We start from the raw sequence: 24,502 nt of genomic DNA on the forward strand, positions 1-24,502 counted from the left end.
GACCGTGGTGGTGTCGATGGTATCGGTCACGTTGGTGACGGCTGGAACGGTGCTCGGCACCAGGTTCTCGAAGTTGCCACCGGTGGCAGTTGAAATGGTCGCTTCGACTTTGCCCGCGTCTTTGTACACGTCGTCTGCCGGAGCAGGAACGGTCACGGTACCGGTGGTTTTACCGGCCTCGATGGTGATGACAGCACCGTTGGACAGGGTCACGGTCACCGGAGTGCCAGCCGGGTTGGTCAGGGTTGCGGTGTAAACAATCGAACCACCTTCGGCCACCGAGTCGCTGGCGGTCAGGTTCAGGTTGGTGGTGTCGACGGTGTCCGAAACCGAGGTGTTTGCCGGTGTCTTGTCGGCCACCAGGTTCTCATAGTTGCCGCCGGCAACCTTGTCGATGGCGACGCTCAGCGAGCTGCCGCCCGCCAGCGGGCTGTTCGGCGCAACGAAATTCACGCTGCCGGTGGTTTCACCGACGGCGATGGTGATGGTCTGGCCGTTGGACAGGGTGACCACGACTGGCGCACCGGTTACCGGCGCGGTGACGGTCGCGGTGTAGACCACGGTTTCGCCTTCGGCGACGTTGGCGGTGGCGGTCAGCGACACGGTGGAGGTGTCGATGGTGTCGTTGACGGTGGTCACGGCCGGGGTGTTGCTGGTCACCAGGTTTTCGAAGTCGCCACCGGTCGCGCCCTTGATGGTCGCTTCAACGGTGCCGGCGTCCTTGTAGACGTCATCTTTCGGTGCATCGATGGTCACAGTGCCGGTGGTCTTGCCAGCGTCGATGGTGATCACGGCGCCGTTGCTCAACGTCACGGTCACCGGAGTACCCGCGGCGTTGGTCAGGGTGGCGGTGTAGGTGATCTGGCCGCCTTCGTTCACCGCCGGGGTCGCGCTCAGTGACAGGTTGGTGGTGTCGACGGTGTCGGTCACGGTGGTGCTGACCGGGGTTTTGTCGGCAACGAGGTTTTCGTAGTTGCCGCCGCTGACGTTGGTGATCGAGTTGTTCAGCGGTTCGTGACCGGTCAACGCATCGTTCGGTGCAGTGGTGGTCACGGTGCCGGTGGTCTTGCCGATGTCGATGGTGATGGTCTGACCGTTGGCCAGGGTCACGACCACAGGCGAGCCGGTGACTGGCGCGCCGACGGTGGCTGTGTAGGTGACGGTGCCACCCTCTGCGACCGACGTATCGGCCGTCAGTTTGACGGTGGAAGTATCGATGGTGTCGGTGACTTCGGTCACTGCCGGAACAGGGCTCGGAACGAGGTTTTCGAAGTTGCCGCCGGACGCATCCTTGATGGTCACTTCGACTTTGCCAGCGTCTTTGTAGACGTCATCGGCAGGCGCCGGAACGGTTACGGTGCCAGTGGTTTTTCCGGCTTCGATGGTGATCACCGAGCCATTGCTCAGGGTCACGGTCACCGGGGTACCGGCCGGGTTGGTCAGGGTCGCGGTGTAGACGATCGAGCCGCCTTCCGCCACGGTGCCGGTCGCAGTCAGCGACAGGTTGGTGGTGTCGACGGTGTCAGTGACCGTGGTCGAAACCGGGGTTTTATCGGCGACCAGATTCTCGTAATTGCCACCGGTCACGCCGGTGATCGAGTTGGTCAGCGGCTCGTGACCGTTCAACGCGTCGTTTGGCGCGATGGTGGTCACGGTGCCGGTGGTTTTACCCACTTCGATGGTGATGTTCTGACCATTGGCCAGGGTCACCACGACTGGCGAGCCGGTGACTGGAGCGCCGACGGTGGCGGTGTAGGTGACAGTGCCACCTTCAGCAGCCGACTCGGTGGCGGTCAGTTTGACCGTCGAGGTATCGATGGTATCGGTGACTTCAGTCACTGCCGGAACAGTGCTTGGCACCAGATTCTCGAAGTTGCCACCGGACGCGTCCTTGATGGTCACTTCAACCTTGCCGGCGTCTTTGTAGACGTCATCGGCTGGCGCCGGAACGGTCACGGTACCGGTGGTTTTGCCGGCTTCGATGGTGATGACCGAACCGTTGGACAGGGTCACGGTGACTGGCGAGCCGGCCGCATTGGTCAGGGTCGCGGTGTAGGTGATCGAGCCGCCCTCAGCGACCGAGTTAGTGGCGCTGAGCGACAGATTTGTCGTGTCCACAGTGTCGGTGACGGTGGTGTTGACCGGGGTTTTGTCGGCCACGAGGTTTTCGTAGTTGCCGCCCGTTACGCCGGTGATCGAGTTGGTCAGTGGTTCGTGACCCGTCAGCGCATCGTTCGGTGCGGTGGTGGTCACGGTACCGGTGGTCTTGCCCACTTCGATGGTGATGCTCTGACCGTTGGCCAGGGTAACCACAACTGGCGAACCGGTGACTGGTGCGCCGACGGTGGCGGTGTAGGTGACGGTGCCACCTTCAGCTGCGGTTTCGGTCGCGGTCAGTTTCACCGTGGTGGTGTCGATGGTGTCAGTCACTTCGGTAACGGCAGGAACCGTGCTTGGCACCAGGTTCTCGAAGTTGCCGCCTGCAGCATCTTTGATCGTGACTTCAACCTTGCCGGCGTCTTTGTAGACGTCATCAGCAGGCGCCGGAACGGTCACGGTGCCGGTGGTTTTGCCGGCTTCGATGGTGATGACGGAGCCGTTGCTCAACGTCACGGTCACCGGGGTGCCGGCCGGGTTGGTCAGGGTTGCGGTGTAAACGATCGAGCCGCCTTCCGCCACGGTACCGGTGGCACTCAGCGACAGGTTGGTGGTGTCGACGGTGTCGGTGACAGTGGTGGCGACCGGTGTCTTGTCGGCGACGAGGTTTTCGTAGTTGCCGCCCGTTACGTCGGTGATCGAATTGCTCAACGGCTCATGACCGTTCAACGCATCGTTTGGCGCGGTGGTGGTCACGGTGCCGGTGGTTTTACCCACTTCGATGGTGATGGTCTGGCCGTTCGCCAGGGTCACGGTCACAGGCGAGCCAGTCACGGGCGCGCCAACGGTGGCGGTGTAGGTGACAGTGCCGCCTTCAGCCACCGAAGTATCGGCGCTGAGCTTCACGGTCGACGTATCGATGGTGTCGGTGACCTCGGTCACTGCCGGAACAGTGCTTGGCACCAGATTCTCGAAGTTGCCGCCAGAAGCGTCCTTGATGCTGACTTCAACCTTGCCGGCGTCCTTGTAAACGTCATCGGCTGGCGCCGGAACGGTTACGGTGCCAGTGGTCTTGCCGGCTTCGATGGTGATCACCGAACCGTTGCTCAGGGTCACGGTTACAGGGGTGCCGGCCGGATTGGTCAGGGTCGCGGTGTAGACGATCGAACCACCTTCAGCCACGGTACCGGTCGCGCTCAACGTCAGGTTGGTGGTGTCGACGGTGTCAGTGACAGTGGTGTTGACCGGGGTTTTATCGGCCACCAGATTCTCGTAATTGCCACCTGTCACGCCGGTGATCGAGTTGCTCAGCGGCTCGTGACCGGTCAGCGCATCGTTTGGCGCGGTGGTGGTCACGGTGCCGGTGGTTTTGCCGACTTCGATGGTGATGGTCTGACCGTTCGCCAGAGTCACGGTGACTGGCGAACCGGTCACAGGCGCGCCAACGGTGGCGGTGTAGGTGACGGTGCCGCCCTCGGCCACCGAGGTATCGGCGGTCAGTTTGACGGTCGAGGTGTCGATGGTGTCAGTCACTTCAGTGACCGCAGGGACAGCGCTCGGAACGAGGTTTTCGAAGTTGCCGCCAGAAGCGTCCTTGATGCTGACTTCAACCTTGCCGGCGTCTTTGTAGACGTCGTCGGCAGGCGCCGGAACGGTCACGGTACCGGTGGTTTTACCCGCTTCGATGGTGATGACGGAGCCATTGCTCAGGGTTACGGTCACCGGGGTGCCGGCCGGATTGGTCAAGGTCGCGGTGTAGACGATCGAACCGCCCTCAGCCACGGTACCGGTCGCGGTCAGCGTCAGGTTGGTGGTATCGACAGTGTCGGTGACGGTGGTCGAAACCGGGGTTTTATCGGCAACCAGATTCTCGTAGTTGCCGCCGCTCACCTCAGTGATCGCGTTGGTCAGTGGCTCGTGACCGTTCAGCGCATCGTTCGGTGCAGCAGTGGTGACAGTGCCGGTGGTCTTGCCCACTTCGATGGTGATGGTCTGGCCGTTGGCCAGGGTCACAGTCACAGGCGAACCCGTCACAGGTGCGCCCACCGTGGCGGTGTAGGTGACGGTGCCACCTTCAGCCACCGAGGTATCGGCAGTCAGTTTGACGGTCGAGGTGTCGATGGTGTCGGTGATGTCGGTAACAGCCGGAACGGTGCTCGGCACCAGATTCTCGAAATTGCCGCCCGCGGTATTGGTGATACTGACTTCAACTTTGCCGGCATCTTTATAGACGTCGTCGGCAGGGGCCGGAACAGTCACGGTACCGGTGGTTTTGCCGGCTTCGATGGTGATGACAGAGCCGTTGCTCAGCGTCACGGTCACCGGGGTGCCGGCCGGGTTGGTCAAGGTCGCGGTGTAAACGATCGAACCGCCTTCAGCGACGGAGCCAGTGGCGCTCAACGTCAGGTTGGTGGTGTCGACGGTGTCGGTGACGGTGGTGCTGACCGGGGTTTTGTCGGACACGAGGTTTTCGTAGTTGCCACCAGTCACGCCAGTGATTGAGTTGCTCAGCGGCACCTGGCCGTTCAGCACGTCGTTTGGCGCGGTGGTGGTGACGGTGCCGGTGGTCTTGCCCACTTCGATGGTGATGGTCTGGCCGTTGGCCAGACTCACGGTGACTGGCGAACCGGTCACGGGTGCACCGACAGTCGCGGTGTAAGTGACGGTGCCGCCCTCGGCGACCGAGGTGTCAGCGGACAGTTTGACTGTGGTGGTGTCGATGGTGTCGGTGACTTCGGTGACGGCTGGAACAGTACTTGGCACCAGATTCTCGAAATTGCCACCGGTCGCACCGTTGATGCTCACTTCGACTTTGCCGGCGTCTTTGTAGACGTCATCGGCAGGCGCCGGAACAGTCACGGTGCCAGTGGTTTTACCCGCTTCAATGGTGATCACCGCGCCATTGCTCAGGGTTACGGTGACTGGCGAGCCAGCCGCGTTGGTCAGGGTCGCGGTGTAAATGATCGAGCCGCCCTCGGCCACGGTACCGGTCGCGCTCAGCGACAGGTCAGTGGTGTCGACGGTATCGGTGACAGTGGTCGAAACCGGGGTTTTGTCGGCGACGAGGTTCTCGTAATTGCCGCCACTGACGTTGGTGATGGCGTTGGTCAGCGGTGGATTGCCGGTCAATGCATCGTTCGGCGCGGTGGTGGTCACGGTGCCGGTAGTTTTGCCGACTTCGATGGTGATGGTCTGGCCGTTGGTCAGCGTGACGGTGACTGGCGAGCCCGTTACAGGTGCACCGACGGTGGCGGTGTAGGTGACGGTGCCGCCTTCAGCGACCGAGGTATCGGCAGTCAGTTTGACGGTCGAGGTGTCGATGGTATCGGTGACGTCGGTAACAGCCGGAACGGTGCTTGGCACCAGGTTCTCGAAATTGCCGCCGGTGGTGCCGGTGATGCTGACTTCGACTTTGCCGGCGTCTTTATAGACGTCATCGGCAGGCGCCGGAACGGTCACGGTACCGGTGGTTTTACCGGCTTCGATGGTGATGACAGACCCGTTGCTCAACGTCACGGTCACCGGGGTGCCGGCCGGGTTGGTCAAGGTTGCGGTGTAAACGATCGAACCGCCTTCAGCCACGGTACCGGTGGCACTCAGCGACAGGTTGGTGGTGTCGATGGAGTCGGTCACGGTGGTAGTCGCTGGCGTCGTGTTCGGCACCAGGTTCTCGAAGTTGCCGCCAGTCGCGCCGGTAATCGTGGTGCTGACGGTACCGCCATTGTTGTAGACGTCGTTCGGTGCGGTCGGCACGTTGACGGTGCCCGTGGTCTGGCCGGCTTCGATGGTGATGGTCGAGCCGTTGGACAGGGTGACGGTGACCGGTGTCTGCGCCGGGTTGGTCAGGGTCGCGGTGTAGGTGATCTGACCCCCTTCAACCACAGTGCCGGTGGCGGTCAGGGTCAGGTTGGTGGTGTCGATCGAATCGGTGATGGTGGTCACTGCCGGTGTCGTGTTCGGCACCAGGTTTTCGAAGTTACCGCCGGTGGCACCGGTGATGGTGGTGCTGACCGTGCTGCCGTTGTTGTAGACGTCATTCGGCGGGGTCGGCACGTTGACGGTGCCCGTGGTCTGGCCGGCTTCGATGGTGATGGTCGAGCCATTGGACAGGGTGACGGTCACCGGTGTCTGCGCCGGGTTCGTCAGCGTCGCGGTGTAAGTGATCTGGCCGCCTTCGGTAACGCTGTTGCCAGCGGTCAGAGTGACGGTGGTGGTGTCGATGGTGTCGGTGACTTGAGTTGTAGCCGGGGTGGTCGGCGGGGTCACGGTGATGCCGTTGCCGCCAGTGGTGCCGGTGACGGTCACGTCGATCTGGGTCGGGTCGTTATAAACGGTATCGTTCGGTGCCAGCGGCACGTTGACGGTGCCGGTGGTGGAGCCGGCCGGAATTACGATCACCGAGCCGTTGGACAGGGTGATCGTCAGGTCAGTCAGCGGCGCCTGGGTCAGGGTCGCGGTGTACACCAGCACGCCGCCGGCTTCGGTGATGGTCGGCGTGGCGCTGAGGCTCAGGGTCGACTCACGCAGGGCGTTGCTGGTGGTGTCGGTGGTCTGGCCGCCGGTGATGTTCTGTGCCGCTTGTGCGCCGGAGTTGATGCCAGCAGTCGGGAAGCCGATGGTCGGGTCGACGCGGCCAGCGGTGGCGTCGAGCATCACGAAACTGTGGCCGCCGCCCGCCGCGCCGCCAGTCCCTGCGGCGGTGGCGCCGGCTGCGGTGGCTTCAAGGGCGGTGGTCGGGTCGACACCGGCGGCGATGGCCTGCTGCAGTTCGGCTACAGAAGGCGCGGCCTGCGCGGTGGCTTCGGCCAGGTCAGTGCTGGAGTCTGGCGCGTTGGCGCTCCACTGGGTTTCGCGGCCCAGGTCCAGGGTGCGGCCATCCGCCAGCTCCAGCGACACGGCGCCGGAGAGGCCGGTGTCGATCTGGTCGCCGACGAACAGGCGATCGCCTTCAACGAGCACCCGGCGTACACCCTCGGGGGATACCACGAATACCTGACCGACAATGCTTTTGACGATGGCAACAACACTGCTCATTGAAGACTCTCCGGGTGTCACGTTCAGTTGACTTCCATAGCCTGATGGCTCGGCGCCGATTCAGTCTGGACGTACTTTAAAAATTTGCGAATCAAGTTTGACGCTGCTTTTCGTCAAAAATTTGGCTAGATTCTTTCGCTATTAACTTTATGCCAAACTATTGACCTTCTGGGTGCCATCCTAAACAATCGTCCCAGTAATGTCACATTGATATTTATGCGGCGACCTGTACTTCAGCGTGTGATCCAGTTCCTATTTTGAACTTTCCGACATACGGTCATTCCGGTTGCCATCATCCGACGCAGCGCCACGTTTTGCTGTGATTCAAGACAAGAAGCTCTGGGAAATTCCTATCATGCGTTCGCCCCTGTTCCTGGCTGTACCCTTCGCTCTCGCCGCCTCTTTCGTCCAAGCACAATCCTTACCAGAAGCCATGCAACAGGCATTGGATGTCCATCCGGAAATCCAGGCAGGGGTCAACAGTCGTCTGGCGGCGGATTATCAGTTAAAGGCTGCAAAAGGGGGATACCTGCCCAAGGTCGATCTGCTGGGCGGCTATGGCCGTGAAGGCACCGACAGCGTGACCACCCGCGCCAATGGTGGCAGCAATCACTACGAAACCTTGACCCGCGGCGAGTCAAGTTTACGTCTCTCGCAAATGGTTTTTGACGGTTTTGCCACCTCCAGCGAGGTCGGGCGTCAACAAGCCACCGTCAACTCCCGCGCCTACTCGTTGCTGGGGACTTCCGAGCGCACCGCGCTGACCGTGGCTCAGGTGTATCTGGACGTGCTGACCCGCCGCGAATTCGTGCGTCTGGCCGAAGAAAACCTCAAGAGCCACCAGCGCATCTACGACCAGATCCAGTTGCGCACCCAGCGTGGCGTCGGCAGCGGTGCCGACCTTGATCAAGCCGAAGCGCGGATGGCCCAGGCCCGTAACAACCTGATCACCGAACAAACCAACCTCGCCGACTCCGAGACCAACTTCCTCAGCGCCGTCGGCCAGATGCCTGACCAGCTGGAGCGTCCGGCGCCGTTCATGGCGATGATGCCGGCCAACCTCAATGAAGCCCGTACGCAGATGCTGGAAAACAGCCCGATCCTGCGCTCGGCCGAGTCCGACATCGCTGCGGCAGAGAAGCAGTACGAAACCGCCAAGTCGACCTTCTACCCACGTTTCGACGCCGAGTTGGGCCGCACCGCCGACAACGATCTGGACGGCCAGAACGGTCACAACAACGAGTGGCAGGCCATGCTGCGCATGCGCTTCAACCTCTATTCGGGTGGCAGCAACAAGGCCGACCTGGAATCCAAGTCGTACCTGTCGAACCAGGCGCTGGATATCCGCAACAACGCCCTGCGTCAGTTGAACGAAGAACTGGGCCTGGCCTGGAACGCCCTGAACAACGCCAACGCTCAGGTGCCGATCGCACAGCAATATGTTGATCACAGCACCGCCGTGCGCACCGCTTACCAGCGTCAGTTCAGCCTTGGCGAGCGGACCTTGCTCGATTTGCTCGACAGTGAAAACGAGTTGTTCACCGCTTCGCGCCGTTTGGCCGAGATCAAGAACATTCAGTTATTTACTCAGTATCGAATCAAGGCGACCATGGGCGAGTTGCTCAAGAGCCAGGGAGTGGTCGCACCATTGGCATCCGTCGTGCAGAACGATGTGAAGCCGAAGGTCCAACTGCCCGGTATGAATTGAGCAGAACCTTCATTGTTCAATTGTTAGCCAAGAGTGCCGAGCGTGGAATCAGAAGTCAGTCGAGTTCAACTCATTCATGATCCGCGCGCGATGCACGACGATCCGTTGCTGGATGGTCTGCTCGCTCTGTGCATGTTGCACCAGAAACCTGCCAGTGCGGCGATGCTGACCACCGGTCTGCCATTGCCCAAGCAACGCCTGAGTGTCGAGCTGCTGCCCCGCGCGGCGGCTCGCGCCGGCCTGCAGGGTCGGGTGCTGCAACGCAAGCTGGAAGAAATTCCAGCGATTGCCATGCCGGCGCTGTTGCTGCTCAAGGATGGCCGCAGTGCCGTCCTGCTCGGCTGGCAAGGCGAGAACGAAGCCCGGGTGCTGCTCAGCGAAAGCGACGGCGGCGAATCGGTGGTCAGCCGTGAACTGCTGGCCGACGACTACACCGGCAAAGTGTTCTTCGCCCAGCCGCAGCACAAATTCGACGTCAACCACGGCACGCTGATCCCGCGTGCGCGCTCATGGTTTCGCGACACCCTCAAGCGTTCGCGCTGGCTGTATGCCGATGCGATCGCCGCCAGTTTCCTGATCAACATCATCGCCATGGCCGCGCCGCTGTTCGTGATGAACGTCTACGACCGCGTAGTGCCGAACCAGGCCGAAGCGACCCTGTGGGTGCTGGCGCTGGGCATCACCGGCGCCTACATCTTCGACCTGATCCTCAAGAGCCTGCGCAGTCTGTGCCTGGATCTGGCCGGCAAGAAAACCGACCTGATCATCTCCGCCACGCTGTTCGAGCGCATTGTCGGCATGGCGATGAAATATCGCCCGGCACGGGTCGGCAGCTTTGCGCAGAACATCCATGAGTTTCAGAGCCTGCGCGACTTCCTCGCCTCGCTGACCCTGACCAGCCTGATCGATCTGCCGTTCACCATCCTCATCTTTATCGTCATCGCCATTCTCGGCGGGCATCTGGTGTGGATTCCGGTGTTGGCCTTCCCGATTGCCTTGCTGATCGGCTACGCGTTGCAGAAACCGCTGGTGGCGACCATGGAGCGCACCATGGCCCTCGGTGCCGAGCGCCAGTCGAGCCTGATCGAAACCCTCGCCGGCCTCGACGCGGTGAAGGTCAACAACGCCGAAAGCGAACGCCAGTATCAGTGGGAACAGACCATCGGCACCCTCAGCCGCCTCGAGCTGCGAGTGAAAATGCTCTCCGGTCTGGCGATGAACATCACCCTGCTGATCCAGCAACTGGCCGGGGTGATCATGATCGTCTTCGGTGTTTACCAGATCATCGCCGGCAACCTGAGCATGGGCGGTCTGATTGCCTGTTACATGCTCAGTGGCCGTGCACTCAGCCCGCTGGCGTCGCTGTCCGGTCTGTTGACCCGCTACCAGCAGGCGCGAGTGACCATGACCTCGGTCGACCAGATGATGGAGCTGCCGCAGGAGCGCAATTTCGAAGAACGTCCGCTGAGCCGCAAGGTGCTGCAGGGCGCGATCGAATGCCGTCAGTTGAATTTCACCTACCCGGAACAACAGAACCCGGCGCTGAAGAACATCAACCTGGTGATCCGTCCCGGCGAGAAGATCGGCATCATCGGTCGCAGCGGTTCGGGCAAGAGTTCGCTGGCGAAACTGCTGGTGGGCCTGTATCAGCCGGACGACGGTGCGTTGCTGGTGGACGGTGTGGATATCCGCCAGATCGACGTCAGTGAGCTGCGCTACAACATCGGCTACGTGCCGCAGGACATCCAGCTACTGGCCGGCACCCTGCGTGACAACCTGGTCTCCGGCGCACGGTACGTCGAAGACGAGCTGGTGCTGCAAGCCGCCGAACTGGCCGGCGTCCACGAATTCGCCCGCCTGCACCCGCAAGGCTACGAGCTGCAAGTCGGTGAGCGTGGACAGAACCTCTCCGGCGGGCAACGGCAGAACGTCGCGCTGGCCCGGGCGCTGCTGCTCAATCCGCCGATCCTGCTGCTCGACGAGCCGACCAGCGCCATGGACAACACCGGCGAAGAACGCCTCAAGCAACGTCTGGCCGCTGTCGTTGAAAACAAGACCGTGGTGCTGGTGACGCACCGGGCCTCGCTGCTGTCGCTGGTCGACCGCCTGCTGGTGGTCGACCGTGGACAGATTCTCGCCGATGGCCCGAAAGCCGCCGTGATGGAAGCGTTGAAGAAGGGGCAGATCAGTGTTGCTTAAGTCGGGTGTCAAAGAGTCGATCCGTCGCTACTTCAAAGGTTCTGCCTCGCTGCAGGGCCAGCCGCTGCCGGAGGTCAACAAGGCGCTGATCGAGGACGCCCCGCGCGTCGTGCGCCTGACCATCTGGGCGATCATCGGCTTCTTCGTGTTCCTGATGCTGTGGGCGCACTTCGCCGTGATCGACGAAGTGACCAAGGGCGACGGCAAGGCGATTCCTTCGTCGAAGATCCAGAAGATCCAGAACCTCGAGGGCGGGATCGTCTCCGAACTGTTCGTCAAGGAAGGTCAGATCGTCGAAGCCGGCGCACCGCTGATTCGCCTGGACGACACGCGCTTTGCTTCCAACGTCGGTGAAACCGAGGCCGATCGGCTGTCGATGCTGCTGCGCGTCGAACGCCTGAGCGCCGAGGTCGATGACCGTCCGCTGAATTTCCCTGAAGACGTGCTCAAAGCCGTGCCGGGCCAGGCGAAGAGCGAAGAATCGCTGTACATCAGCCGCCGTCAGCAGCTGCACGACGAGATCGGCGGTTTGCAGGAGCAGTTGATTCAGCGGCAGCAGGAGCTGCGCGAATTCACCTCCAAGCAGGCGCAATATCGCCAGCAACTGGGCTTGCAACGCCAGGAAATCAACATGTCCGAGCCGCTGGTGGCGCAGGGCGCGGTGTCGCCGGTGGAAGTGCTGCGACTCAAGCGTGCCGAAGTCGAGACCCGTGGTCAGCTCGACGCCACCACGCTGGCGATCCCGCGCGCTGAATCGGCGATCAAGGAAGTGCAACGCAAGATCGACGAGACTCGCGGCAAATTCCGCAGCGAAGCGCTGACCCAGCTCAACGAAGCGCGCACCGACCTGAACAAGGCCCAGGCCACCGGCAAGGCGCTGGAAGACCGGGTCAGCCGGACGCTGGTCACCTCGCCAGTGCGCGGTATCGTCAACAAGTTGCTGGTCAACACCATCGGTGGTGTGATCCAGCCGGGCAGCGACATGGTGGAAATCGTGCCGCTGGATGACACCTTGCTGGTCGAAGCCAAGATCCGTCCGCAGGACATTGCCTTCCTGCATCCGGGGCAGGAAGCGATCGTCAAATTCACCGCGTATGACTACACCATCTATGGCGGGCTGAAAGCCCAGCTGGAACAGATTGGTGCGGACACCATTACCGATGAAGACAAGAAAACCACCTACTACATGATCAAGGTGCGCACCGAGCGCAGCCACCTGGGCACCGATGAAAAGCCGCTGCTGATCATTCCGGGGATGGTCGCGTCGGTGGACATCATCACTGGCAAGAAGTCGGTGTTGAGTTATCTGCTCAAGCCGATCATCCGGGCGCGCGCCGAGGCGTTGCACGAGCGTTGATGCTCTAGCGGCCTTACCGGCCTCATCGCGAGCAGGCTCACTCCTACAGTTGATCGCATTCAAATGCGTTTACTGTAGGAGTGAGCCTGCTCGCGATGGCGTCAGCCGAAACACCTCCTCACTGTCAGTAAGTGACACAAACCGTCACTCACCAAACCGTCCATTCCTCACCATCCGCCATATCGTTATTCATTAACGGTATTTAGTCTCCAGTTCTTATAGCTTTAAAGTCACTCACCTGCGTACCTGCCGACCAATCGGCGCGCCGCACGACCTGAACCAACACGCAATCCAGCGTGAGTTTCTGATCGACGTGCGCGCCCGTGAGCGCGCCGTGCGTGGGAGATTGAAAGATGTCCGCAGCTACTGCCGCCCCAAGCGCCGCGACCGCCGCGCCGCAAGCCTTTGAAATCCGTCCGTTCAGCGGTGCCGTCGGTGCCGAAATCATCGGCCTGGACCTGACCCGTCCGGTCAATGACCAGGACTTCGCCCGCATTCACCGAGCGCATCTGGATCACCATGTCGTGGTCTTCCGCGACCAGCGCATCACCCCGCAACAGCAGATCGACTTCAGCCGCCGCTTCGGCGTGTTGCAGATCCACGTGCTCAAGCAGTTCCTGCTGGCCAACCACCCGGAAATCCTCATCGTTTCCAACATCGTCGAGAACGGCCAAAACATCGGCCTCGGCGATGCCGGCAAGTTCTGGCACTCCGACCTTTCCTATAAAGAGCTGCCGAGCCTCGGCTCGATGCTGCATGCCCAAGAGTTGCCGTCCGAAGGTGGCGACACACTGTTTGCCGACATGCACAAAGCCTGGGACAACCTGCCCGAAGCGCTGCGCAAAGCCGTCGAAGGCCGCTCGGCCGCGCATTCCTACACGGCGCGCTACAGCGAGAGCAAATTCGAGGGCAACTGGCGCCCGACACTGACCCCCGAGCAACTGGCGCAGGTTGCCGAAGTGGTACACCCGATCGTGCGCACCCACCCGGAAAACGGCCGTAAAGGGTTGTTCGTCAGCGAAGGCTTCACCACGCGCATCGTCGGTTTGCCGGAAGACGAAAGCAAACAGCTGCTCGCCGAGCTCTACGCCCACAGCGTGCTGCCGCAAAACATCTACCGCCACCAGTGGCAACCCCACGACATGGTGTTCTGGGACAACCGTTCGCTGATCCACCTTGCCGCCGGCTGTCCTGCGCACCTGCGCCGCAAGCTGTATCGCACGACCATTCAGGGCGACGCGCCTTTCTGATTTGCCGGAGATTCGATCATGTCCAAACGTCTTTCATTCGCACCGCTGGCCGCTGCCATCGGTCTGGGTTTCAGCCTGATTGCCGGAAGCCTGGTGGCGCCGCCCGTGGCCCACGCCGAAGGTGAAATCCGCATCGCCGAACAGTTCGGCATTGTCTATTTATTGCTCAACGTGGTGCGCGATCAGGGCCTGATCGAGAAGTACGGCAAGCAGGAAGGTATCGACATCAAGGTCGACTGGACGCAGCTCTCGGGCGGTGCGGCAGTCAACGATGCGCTGCTGTCCGGTTCTATCGACATTGCCGGTGCCGGGGTCGGCCCGTTGCTGACCATCTGGGACCGCACCCACGGCAAGCAGAACGTCAAAGCCGTGGCCTCGCTGGGCAACTTCCCGTATTACCTGGTGAGCAACAATCCCAAGGTCAAAACCATCGCCGACTTCACCGAGAAGGACCGCATCGCGGTGCCGGCGGTGGGCGTTTCGGTGCAGTCACGCTTCCTGCAATACGCGGCGGCCAAGCAGTGGGGGGACAAGGAATTCAATCGCCTCGACAAGTACACCATCGCCGTACCGCACCCGGACGCGACCGCCGCATTGATCGCCGGTGGCACCGAGCTGACCGGGCACTTCTCCAACCCGCCGTTTCAGGACCAGGCGCTGCAGAATCCGAACGTGCACGTGGTGCTTAACTCCTACGACATCCTCGGGCCGAACTCGCCGACGGTGCTGTTCGCCACCGAGAAATTCCGCAACGACAATCCGAAGACCTACAAGGCCTTCGTCGAAGCGTTGACCGAAGCGGCGCAATTCGCGCAGAACGATAAAGGCGCGGCAGCGGACACCTACATTCGCGTAACCAAGGCCAGGATCGACCGCGCCGAGCTGCTGAAAATCATCGACAACCCGCAATTCGAATTCAGCGTCACGCCCAAAAATACGTATCCACTAGCTGAGTTCCTCTACCGCGTCGGCGCGATCAAGAACAAACCGCAATCGTGGAAGGACTACTTCTTCCAGGACGCCAAACCGCTGCAAGGGAGCTGATCGAGATGAACGCCCCCTTGCAAGGCCACGCGGCCAGCAACCCGATCGCCAGTACGCAAGCGCTGCTGGCGGTGGATAACGTCAGCCTCGAATACCGCACCCCACAACGGGTGGTGCGGGCCACGCATCAGGTCAGTTTCGAAATCGATCCGGCGGACCGCTTCGTGCTGCTCGGCCCGTCCGGCTGCGGCAAGTCCACCTTGCTCAAGGCGGCCGCCGGCTTCATTGCACCGAGTGAGGGCGAGATCCGCCTGCAAGGTCAGCGGGTCGATGGACCGGGGCCGGACCGGATCGTGGTGTTCCAGGAGTTCGATCAACTGCCGCCGTGGAAAACCGTGAAACAGAATGTGATGTTTCCGCTGCTCGCCTCGCGAACCCTGAAGAAAAAAGACGCCGAAGAACGTGCGCTGCACTATCTGGAAAAGGTCGGGCTGGCGGCGTTCGCCGATGCTTATCCACACACCTTGTCCGGCGGCATGAAGGCGCGGGTGGCGATTGCCCGAGCGCTGGCGATGCAGCCGAAAATCCTCCTGATGGACGAGCCGTTCGCCGCACTCGATGCGCTGACCCGACGCAAGATGCAGGAAGAATTGCTGCTGCTCTGGGAAGAGGTGCGCTTCACCCTGCTGTTCGTCACCCACTCGATCGAAGAGGCGCTGGTGGTCGGCAATCGCATCCTGCTGTTGTCGCCACACCCGGGGCGGGTGCGCGCTGAAGTGCACAGCCATCAATACGATCTGCAAAGCCTCGGCGGTGTGGCGTTTCAGGAATCGGCGCGACGGATTCATCGGTTGCTGTTCGATGAAGGCCAGTCGCCGGAAACCGAGCGTGACCACCACTTCAACGACATTCGCATCGCTTATTGAGCGCTCTGGAGGATTGCCCGATGAGCCAGCCATCATCTGTACGACACGAGTTTGAAACCGTCCTTGAACCGTTGACCAGCGTGCCGCTCGAGCGCGAACTGCCGCTGGGCCAACGCTTGTGGCAACAGGGCTGGCTGCGCAAAAGCCTGATCCTGATCTTGCTGGCGATCCTCTGGGAGGCGATCGCCCGGGTGCAGAACAACGACTTGTTGCTGCCGAGTTTTCTGCAGACCAGTCATGCGTTGTACGACGGTCTGCTCAGCGGTGAATTGCTGGGCAAGGTGTGGATATCTCTGGTGGTGCTGATCAAGGGCTATCTGATCGGCATCGTCCTGGCGTTTGCCCTGACGACGCTGGCGGTGTCGACCCAGTTTGGTCGCGATCTGCTGAGCACCCTGACTTCGATGTTCAACCCGTTGCCGGCGATCGCCTTGCTGCCACTGGCCTTGCTCTGGTTCGGGCTGGGGCAGAACAGCCTGATCTTCGTGCTGGTGCACTCGGTGCTGTGGGCGCTGGCGTTGAATACCTATGCCGGGTTCCTTGGCGTCTCGGAAACCCTGCGCATGGCCGGGCGCAACTATGGACTGAAAGGCATGCGTTTCGTGCTGTTCATCCTGATCCCGGCGGCGCTGCCGTCGATCCTTGCCGGACTGAAAATCGGCTGGGCGTTTGCCTGGCGCACGCTGATCGCCGCCGAGCTGGTGTTCGGTGCGACCAGTGGCAAGGGCGGGTTGGGTTGGTACATTTTCCAGAACCGCAACGAGCTGTACACCGACAAGGTGTTTGCCGGGTTGGCGGTGGTGATCCTGATCGGGTTGCTGGTGGAGAATCTGGTGTTCGATACGCTGGAGCGGGTGACCGTCAAGCGCTGGGGCATGCAGCGGTAATTTGTGTTGTTCCCACTGGCGCCATCGCGAGCAGGCTCACTCCTACAAGAGATCTGCGTCGAACACAAAATTTTCGATCACTGAAGATCAAATGTAGGAGTGAGCCTGCTCGCGATAGCGTCTCTTTTGGCGCCGCCAAATTTGAAGGATATTTGCTAGCATTGCACCCAGATCAATCAAGATCAGCCACGAGTGCTCTGTATGCAACTCCCGGACATGAACCTCTTGGTCGCCCTCGACGCCTTGCTCGATGAAGGCAGCGTGGTCGGCGCCGCGCGGCGGATGAACCTCAGCCCCGCCGCCATGAGCCGCACCCTGACGCGGATTCGCGAAGCCATCGGCGACCCGATCCTGGTGCGCGCCGGCCGTGGTCTGGTGCCAACCCCCAAAGCGCTGGAGCTGCGCGAGCAAGTGCGCGATGTGGTCGAGCAGGCGGCGCTGTTGTTCCGCTCCGCCGACACCGTGGAACTTGGCACCCTGCGCCGACGCTTCAGCATTCGCGCCAACGACTTTTTCGTCGGTGTGTACGGCGGCAAACTGTTCGATACCCTCGATCAGGTAGCGCCGCACTGCGAATTGCGTTTTGTTCCGGAAGGCGATGGTGACGATGAGGCGCTGCGCGAAGGGCGCATCGACCTGAGCGTCAGCAACACCCGTCCGGTGACCCCGGAAGTCAAAGTGCAAAACCTGTTCTCCACGCATTTTGTCGGTCTGGTGCGTGAGGACCATCCGTTGCTCGATGGCGAAATCACTGCCGAGCGTTATGCCGGTTTCTCCCATATCAGCATGTCGCGTCGCGGCATTGCTCGGGGCCCGATCGATACCGCGCTGAACGCCTTGGGCCTGGAGCGGCGGGTAGCGGTGATCGCGCCGAGTTTCCACGCGGCGATGTTTGCCTTGCCCGATTCCGACCTGATTCTGCCGGTGCCCAAGGAAGCGCTGCTCAGCGTGCGCCGTCTGGGCCTGAAGCTGCGCTCGTTCAACTTGCCGATCCCGTTGCCGACGCTGATGCTGACCCAGGCCTGGCACCCGCGCTTCGACAAGGACCCGGCGCACCGCTGGCTGCGGGAAACGCTCAAGGCGTGTTGCGATGAGACGTGGCTGGCCGCGCAACCCTGATTCCGCAAACCACAAAAACCCCTGTAGGAGTGAGCCTGCTCGCGATGGCGGTGTGTCAGTCGCCGAAAATATCGACTGAAAAGGCGCCATCGCGAGCAGGCTCACTCCTACAAGAGAAATAGTTGTGTCTGGCGCACTTATAACCTGCCAATAAGTCAATTTTCGTCACTGCTAAGCCCGACTAAGATGCTCCGGTATTTTTCCCTCCGGAGTGTGCATTCATGACATCCCTGACGGTCCCGGCGCCTATCGCTGCGGCCAGTCCGGCGACGGCGGCCACGCCACCGGTGTTCGGGGCGCGGATCATCACCGGCCTGGTCGGCGTACTGCTGGCGGTGCTGGTCTCGGGTCTCAACGAAATGGTGACCAAAGTCGCGCTCGCCGACATCCGGGGCGCGCTGAACATCGGTTACGACGAAGGCACCTGGCTGGTCGCCTGCTACGCCGCGACCTCGGTGGCGGCCATGGCGTTCGCGCCGTGGTGCTCGGTGACTTTTTCGTTGCGCCGCTTCACCCTCTGCGCGATCAGCCTGTTCACGCTGCTCGGCGTGCTGTGCCCGTTCGCCCCGAACTACGAAAGCCTGTTGCTGATGCGCACTCTGCAAGGGCTGGCCGGCGGCGCATTGCCGCCGATGCTGATGACCGTGGCCCTGCGCTTTCTGCCGGCCAATTTCAAACTCTATGGCCTGGCCGGATACGCGCTGACGGCGACCTTCGGCCCCGGCCTCGGCACGCCACTGGCCGGTTTGTGGAGTGAATACGTCGGCTGGCAATGGGCGTTCTGGCAAATCATCGTGCCGTGCCTGATTGCCATGGCAATGGTCGCCTGGGGCATTCCCCAGGATCCGCTGCGCCTGGAGCGCCTCAAGACGTTCAACTGGAAGGGCCTGCTGCTGGGCTTTCCGGCGATCTGCATGTTGGTGATCGGCTTGCTGCAGGGCAACCGGCTGGACTGGTTCGAATCGGATCTGATCTGCGCGCTGCTCGGCGCCGGCTCGCTGTTGCTGTTGGCGTTTCTGATCAACGAATGGTCGCAACCGATTCCGTTTTTCAAGTTGCAGATGCTCGGCATCCGCAACCTGTCGTTCGCGCTGATGACCCTCGCCGGGGTGCTGGTGGTGTTGCAGGCGGTGGTGCTGATTCCGTCGAGTTATCTGGCGCAGGTGCAGGGTTATCGCCCGGTGCAGACCGCACCGATCATGTTGATCGCCGCATTGCCGCAGCTGATTGCGCTGCCGTTGGTGGCGGCGCTGTGCAACCTGCGTTGGGTCGATTGCCGCTGGGTGCAGGGCATCGGCTTGAGCATGTTGACGCTGTCCTGCCTGGGCGGCTCGCTGCTGACCTCGGAATGGATTCGCGACAATTTTTACGTCCTGCAATGGCTGCAGATCTTCGGTCAGCCGATGTCGGTGCTGCCGCTGTTGATGCTGTCCACCGGCAGCATCCAGCCACAGGACGGACCGTTCGCCTCTGCGTGGTTCAACACGGTGAAGGGCCTGGCGGCCGTGGTCGCCACTGGCGTGATCGAAGCGCTGACCACCGCGCGCCTGCATTTCCACTCGACCATGTTGATCGACAACCTCGGCAACTCACCGTTGGCCGATCGCAGCGATCCCGGTCTCGCCCATCGCCTGCACGAACAGGCCGTGGTGCTGACGTCTTCCGATCTCTATGTGTGCATGGCCGGCGTCGCGGTGGCGCTGATCCTGCTGATTTTCTGGCTGCCGACGCGGATCTTTCCGCCGCGCGCGCCGACCTGATGGCTGTACTGAAACAGAAGGTTTTCATGACGACTCAAGCAAAGCAGAAACTCGCGGTGGCCGTGGCCGCCGCACTGGCGGTCGGTGTGCTGGTGTACCTGGCGATGCCCGGCCTGTTCGGCAAACGAACTCAGCAAAATACCAACGATGCGTTTGTCTCTGCTGACTACACCCTGGTGGTGCCGCGCGTGGCCGGGTTCATCAAGGACGTGCTGGTGGAAGACAACCAGCAGGTGAAGGCCGGGCAATTGCTGGCGTTGATCGATGACCGTGATTTGCGCGCCGCTGCGGAGGCCGCCGATGCGCAAACCCTGGTCGCCCGCGCCCAGTTGCAAAACGCCAAGGCGACGCTGGAACGGCAAACGTCGGTGATCGCCCAGGCCCAGGCTTCGCTGGTCTCGGCCAAGGCGCAAATGGCTTTCGCCCAGCAGGAACTCAATCGCTACAACCACCTAGCCGGCGTCGGCGCCGGCACGGTGCAGAACGCGCAACAGGCGCGGACGCGCATCGATCAGGCGAGCGCACGGCTGGATACCGCCAGCGCGAAACTGGCGGCCGAGCGCAAACAGGTGGAGATTCTGACGGCGCAGCGCGATGCCGCCGAAGGCAGTTTGAAACACGCCCAGGCAGCGCTGAAAATCGCCAGTTTCGAACTGTCCTACACGCGCATCACGGCGCCGCAGGACGGCATGGTCGGCGAGCGAGCGGTGCGCGTCGGTGCCTATGTCACGCCGGGCAGCAAACTGCTGGCGGTGGTGCCGTTGCGCCAGGCCTATGTGGTCGCCAACTTTCAGGAAACCCAACTGACGGACGTGCAGCCGGGTCAGGCTGTCGAAGTGCGGGTCGACAGCCTCGGCGGCGAGGCCTTGAGCGGTCGTGTCGAAAGCATCGCGCCGGCAACCGGCGTGACCTTTGCCGCAGTTAAACCGGACAACGCCACCGGTAACTTCACCAAGGTCGTGCAGCGGATTCCGGTGAAGATCCTGCTTGAGCCGGGTCAGCCTTTGGCCGAGCGGCTGCGGGTGGGGATGTCGGTCGAGGCGAGTATTGATACTCGCCGTTCGGCGCCGGCGGTGCGCGAGGTGACTCAGCGATGATTCTGCGTAAAAACCTGTGGCGAGGAAGCTTGCTCCCGCTGGGTTGCGAAGCAACCCTGAAAATCGCGATTGCTACGCACTCGAGCGGGAGCAAGCGCCCTCGCCACAAAAGTCTGTTTCAGTCACTTGTTGTAGTGAGCTTATTTGGCCTCAGCGCCTGCACCGTCGGCCCAAACTTCCACAAGCCCGAAGCCACACAAATCGCAGACTGGGCCAAACCCGCCAAATCCGCCCCCAGCCAGGCAGTCAGTGAACCGCTGAACGAACGCTGGTGGGACGTTTTCCAGGATGCGCAGCTCTCGGCCCTCACCCAACGAGCAATGAAGAGCAACCTCGACCTGCAACGGGCCAGCAGCCGCTTGCAACAAAGCCGCGCTGCACGCCAGGTGATCACCGCGGATCGCTATCCAAACACCGCAGCGACCGGTAGCTACGCGCGTAAACGCAACAGCGGCGAAGGCCTGAATGACCCGTCCGGGCACAACGGCGATTCCGCGTTCAACCTGTGGGACGCCGGTTTCTCCGCTTCTTGGGAGCTGGATTTCTGGGGCCGCGTGCGCCGGGAAACCGAGGCCGCCGATGCCAATCTCGAAGTCGCCGAAAACGATCGTCGCGGCGTATTGCTGGCGGTCCTTGCCGACACCGCGCAGAACTACATTCAACTGCGCGGCGTGCAAAACACCCGCGCCGTCACCGAGCAGAACCTCGACGTCGCCCGGCACAGCCTCAAGCTGTCGCAGCTGCGCCTCAACGATGGTGTGGCGACCGATCTGGACGTCGCCGAAGCCGCCGCGCAGGTCGCGGCCATCGAATCGCGGCTGCCCGCCCTTGAGCAGCGTCAGTCGCAACTGATCAACGCGATCAGCCTGTTGATGGGCGAACCGCCACAAGCCTTGGCCAAGGAGTTATCCACAGACGCCGCGGTGCCGCAGGCACCACTGCAAGTCGCCATCGGCCTGCCGTCGCAACTGGCCGAACGTCGCCCGGACATTCGTCAGGCCGAGGCGCATCTGCACGCCGCCACCGCCAACATCGGCGTGGCCAAGGGTGATTTCTATCCGCGCATCACCCTGTCCGGCAACCTCGGCTCGCAAGCGATGCAACTGAGCGATTTTGGCTCCTGGGGTTCACGTGCGTTCGGCATCGGCCCGCAATTCAGCCTGCCGCTGTTCGACGGCGGTCGCCTGCGCGGCATGTTGCAACTGCGCGAAGCCCAGCAACAGGAAGCGGCCATCGCCTACCAGCAAACCGTGCTGCGCGCCTGGCATGAAATCGACGATCAACTGACGGCCTATAACGCCAGCCAACGCCGCCGCGACAGCCTCGCCGAAGCCGTACGCCAGAACCAGATCGCCCTGCGCACCGCGCAACAGCAATACGTCGAGGGCGTGGTCGATTTCGTCAACGTCCTCACCGTGCAGAGCGCGTTGCTGGCGACGCAGGAGCAATGGGTGGAGAGTTCGACCGGTGTTTCGCTGGCGATGGTCGGGTTGTACAAGGCGCTGGGTGGTGGATGGCAGTCGGTGTATCCGGTGGACGAGATGGCACAGGAATCAACTCGGTGAGTTCGATTTGATCTGAGGTGCCGAGGATTCCAGTGTTTCGCCCCTTCCGGTTGCACTAGATGATCGAGTCGATATCAAGCGTATGCGGCGCGCCGATCGTATGCCCGTAAAGTGAGGTCAGCAGCGCATCGTTGCTGGCGTTGTCCGGCGCCTGCGCCAGTTGTTCTTCCTTGAGATTTTCCGGGTGCGCGCGCCAGCGTTGCAGGCTTTCGGCGAGCAGCTCCGGCTGTTCGGCGAGCAGGCCGTAGACGTCCGTGGCCCTGACCCGCTTATGCCGCAGAGCGCTCAGGCGTGCATGGGTGGTCTCGATGCGGCTGACTTCGTGGCTGATCGCCTCGATCGTGCGCTCCTGGGTACGCACATACGCCGCTGGCCGGGCCAGCAGGTCCTGGCGGGCGACGCGCAATTGCCGGGTAATGCGCACCAGCGCTTGCTCCACCCAGTCAAACTCGCTGTCAGTGACCCGCGTGCGATTCGCCTCATGGGCCTGTTGCCAGCGGCGCAAGGCTGCCCAGCACGCCGGGACATAGCCGCCGACCATCGAGTGATGCCCGGCGTTGAAGATCAGCCGCAACAAGCCCGGACGATCCGGCAGGCCGTTTTTCTGCTGCAGCGCGAGGGTGCACGCGGCGTGCTGAGTGATGGTGTCGCAGCCCGGCTCCCACAGGATCGAAGATGCCTGCTGACGCCCGAACTCTACCGGCATGGCGTGATGCAGGGTGCCATGGTGGTCGTAGGCCTCCCCCGTCCAGTTGGTAATGCCCGCGACGAACACCGACAGCCCGACCGGCACATTGGTAAACATCAACGCCGCGCCAGTCCCGTAGACCCCGGCCTTGGTGTTCATCCAGCTGCCCGGCACGCTGGGCACCGGGTCGTTGTGGTTGACCATGCGGTAATGCACCAGCGGGGCGGCGGCTTTGGTGAAGACGGTGTCGCCGGCGCGGGGGGCGCCGTAGGTGTAGAGCTGGATGTTGTAGCTTTCAGGATCGCGCCGAAGCATTTCCGAAAGCAACAAAGTGATTGCACCACCCAAGCTATGCCCACAGATCAGTAGTTTTTGACCTGCGTAGAATCGGTCTAGATAGCTCGCTACAAAAGTTTCTGCTTTTTTTGCAGCATCATAGAACCCCCGATGAACTTGGCCCTCTCCTTCCTCGAATGTCACTTGCAGAGCGTCAGCATCCCGTAATCCGTCAGGAATAATCTCGAAGGTGCCACGCACGGCGATTAGGATCAGTTCGTCATTGTGAGTGATGAAGGCTTGGGTGTCGGTCGCGTCTTTCCCGAGGTGTCTGTCGTCCAGAAAGTGGACTTTCTCAGGGTGTTCCTGCTCCGTACCCAGAGCCGGATCATTGACCTCATACAGCACCGGATCGAACGGCACGATTTCCAGCCTTCTTGAATACGCCACGTCTTCATACAAGGGGTAATAGGCTTTGCTTTGCGCCGCGTCGACGCGCCACAACTCGTCGGATTTGGCCAAGGCATCGGCGAACCAGTTGCCCACACTGGGTTGTTCGGGGAAGGTCACCCGGGTTTCCCTGATCGGCGCGGTGGCGGGTTTCTGGCCAAAAGGGCAATAACTCAGGGTGGCCATCAATGCCAGTTGGTAGAGGTTGAGTGCGCAGAACTCCGGCGCCGTCGACAGCATCGGGCGCAAGGCTCGCAACGCACGCACTTCCAGCACCGTGTGTTTACGCGAGGCCAGGGCGACGCCGACCTGTGCATGCTTGCCCATGATCGCTGCCAGGCCGCTGTTGGCGGGGTAGTGGCGATAGACCTCGGGTGGCAGATGAGCCACATGCCTGACCAGATGGCGCACTTCCACCTGTATGTATTCGTCGCCGTCCGGTACGGGTTGTTCGCGGTTACGGGTGGCGTCCGGATTGCGGTATCGGGTTTGTTCGGCGCGAACCTGGAGCTCGGTGATTTTCAGGGGGTAGTGGGGACGTTCCATTACGCGCAGATAGACTTTTTCCTGCCCCTCGTAAGCCTGCTCGAAACGCAGTGCAATCGGGCCTGCGCAATAGTTGTCGACGTTGCCAATCCCGTTGATATCCAGATATCCATTGAATAGTTGCCCCTCTGAATCGGCCGCAGTATAGGCCAGTCCCCCATAAGCCTCCCCCGAGCCAAACTCATCGACCAGTTGAAAACTGCTCCAGTTGCCTTGTGCCGGGCAGCTCAACAGGCGGCTGTTGAGCGGTGATTGCAGGTCCTTTTCAAGTGACGCCATGTGGAACACTCCTTATTCCGTGCAGCCGGGATAGATGGTGCAGATGCGGCCATCGACCATCTGGAAGGTGCTGAAATCGGTGTGGTTGCCGAAGCAGAAGGCATCCTGATCTTCGAAGTGGTCGCCCATGCAGCGTTTCCAGCCGTTAGGAACTTTGACCCAGGTCTTGCCGATGGCAGGCCTTTCTTCCGCCGCCAAATCGATCTTCATCCGTAGGGTTTTTCCCGGCAGTTGATCGAGGGCGTAGGCGGCAAAAGGGCGACCTCGTGCTAGCGCGCCA

General features: G+C 61.7%; 13 protein-coding genes and 1 pseudogene. 11 read left to right on the forward strand and 3 right to left on the reverse strand.

The genetic code is table 11. From position 1 onward, the window contains the following. The coding region (locus NN484_RS27020) for a retention module-containing protein (RefSeq protein ID WP_274658353.1) at nt 1-7,131 on the reverse strand (7,131 nt) is incomplete at its 3' end. Nucleotides 7,132-7,486: 355 nt separating this feature from the next. Between NN484_RS27020 and NN484_RS27025 the strand changes: the two genes are divergently transcribed. The 11 genes from NN484_RS27025 to NN484_RS27075 all read left to right on the forward strand — a co-directional run bounded on the left by NN484_RS27025 (nt 7,487) and on the right by NN484_RS27075 (nt 21,983). Then, on the forward strand, nt 7,487-8,839 hold the full coding sequence (locus NN484_RS27025) for a TolC family outer membrane protein (protein ID WP_127648424.1): 1,353 nt from the start codon (nt 7,487-7,489) through the stop codon (nt 8,837-8,839). Between the two features lie 42 nt (nt 8,840-8,881). Then, nucleotides 8,882-11,038 (forward strand): type I secretion system permease/ATPase, encoded by a 2,157-nt coding sequence (locus NN484_RS27030; RefSeq protein WP_135294692.1) that lies wholly within the window; start codon nt 8,882-8,884, stop codon nt 11,036-11,038. After that, nucleotides 11,028-12,395, forward strand: coding sequence for an HlyD family type I secretion periplasmic adaptor subunit (locus NN484_RS27035; RefSeq protein WP_127648425.1), 1,368 nt, complete (start codon nt 11,028-11,030; stop codon nt 12,393-12,395). Before NN484_RS27030 ends, NN484_RS27035 begins: the two co-directional genes overlap by 11 nt. A 353-nt stretch (nt 12,396-12,748) precedes the next feature. Then, on the forward strand, nt 12,749-13,645 hold the full coding sequence (locus tag NN484_RS27040) for a TauD/TfdA dioxygenase family protein (protein ID WP_274658354.1): 897 nt from the start codon (nt 12,749-12,751) through the stop codon (nt 13,643-13,645). Nucleotides 13,646-13,663: 18 nt separating this feature from the next. Continuing rightward, complete coding sequence (locus tag NN484_RS27045; protein ID WP_127648427.1) at nt 13,664-14,689, forward strand: ABC transporter substrate-binding protein; 1,026 nt, start codon at nt 13,664-13,666, stop codon at nt 14,687-14,689. Nucleotides 14,690-14,694: 5 nt separating this feature from the next. Next, nucleotides 14,695-15,555, forward strand: coding sequence for an ABC transporter ATP-binding protein (locus NN484_RS27050; protein WP_127648428.1), 861 nt, complete (start codon nt 14,695-14,697; stop codon nt 15,553-15,555). Nucleotides 15,556-15,575: 20 nt separating this feature from the next. Next, on the forward strand, nt 15,576-16,442 hold the full coding sequence (locus tag NN484_RS27055) for an ABC transporter permease (RefSeq protein WP_127648429.1): 867 nt from the start codon (nt 15,576-15,578) through the stop codon (nt 16,440-16,442). 201 nt (nt 16,443-16,643) lie between these two features. Then, nucleotides 16,644-17,561, forward strand: a complete 918-nt coding sequence (locus tag NN484_RS27060; RefSeq protein WP_127648430.1) for a LysR family transcriptional regulator — start codon at nt 16,644-16,646, stop codon at nt 17,559-17,561. Nucleotides 17,562-17,782: 221 nt separating this feature from the next. Next, on the forward strand, nt 17,783-19,321 hold the full coding sequence (locus NN484_RS27065) for an MFS transporter (RefSeq protein WP_274658355.1): 1,539 nt from the start codon (nt 17,783-17,785) through the stop codon (nt 19,319-19,321). Between the two features lie 26 nt (nt 19,322-19,347). Next, complete coding sequence (locus NN484_RS27070) at nt 19,348-20,418, forward strand: HlyD family secretion protein (RefSeq protein ID WP_274658356.1); 1,071 nt, start codon at nt 19,348-19,350, stop codon at nt 20,416-20,418. After that, on the forward strand, nt 20,415-21,983 hold the full coding sequence (locus NN484_RS27075) for an efflux transporter outer membrane subunit (protein WP_274658357.1): 1,569 nt from the start codon (nt 20,415-20,417) through the stop codon (nt 21,981-21,983). Before NN484_RS27070 ends, NN484_RS27075 begins: the two co-directional genes overlap by 4 nt. A gap of 55 nt (nt 21,984-22,038) precedes the next feature. Here NN484_RS27075 and NN484_RS27080 read toward each other — a convergent pair whose 3' ends face one another. Next, on the reverse strand, nt 22,039-24,222 hold the full coding sequence (locus NN484_RS27080; RefSeq protein ID WP_274658358.1) for a lipase family protein: 2,184 nt from the start codon (nt 24,220-24,222) through the stop codon (nt 22,039-22,041). Nucleotides 24,223-24,234: 12 nt separating this feature from the next. Further along, nucleotides 24,235-24,502, reverse strand: a pseudogene (locus NN484_RS27085) (hypothetical protein); the annotation flags it as partial.

It is taken from the genome of Pseudomonas serboccidentalis (assembly GCF_028830055.1).
In the GTDB taxonomy this organism is placed as follows: Bacteria; Pseudomonadota; Gammaproteobacteria; order Pseudomonadales; family Pseudomonadaceae; genus Aquipseudomonas; species Aquipseudomonas serboccidentalis.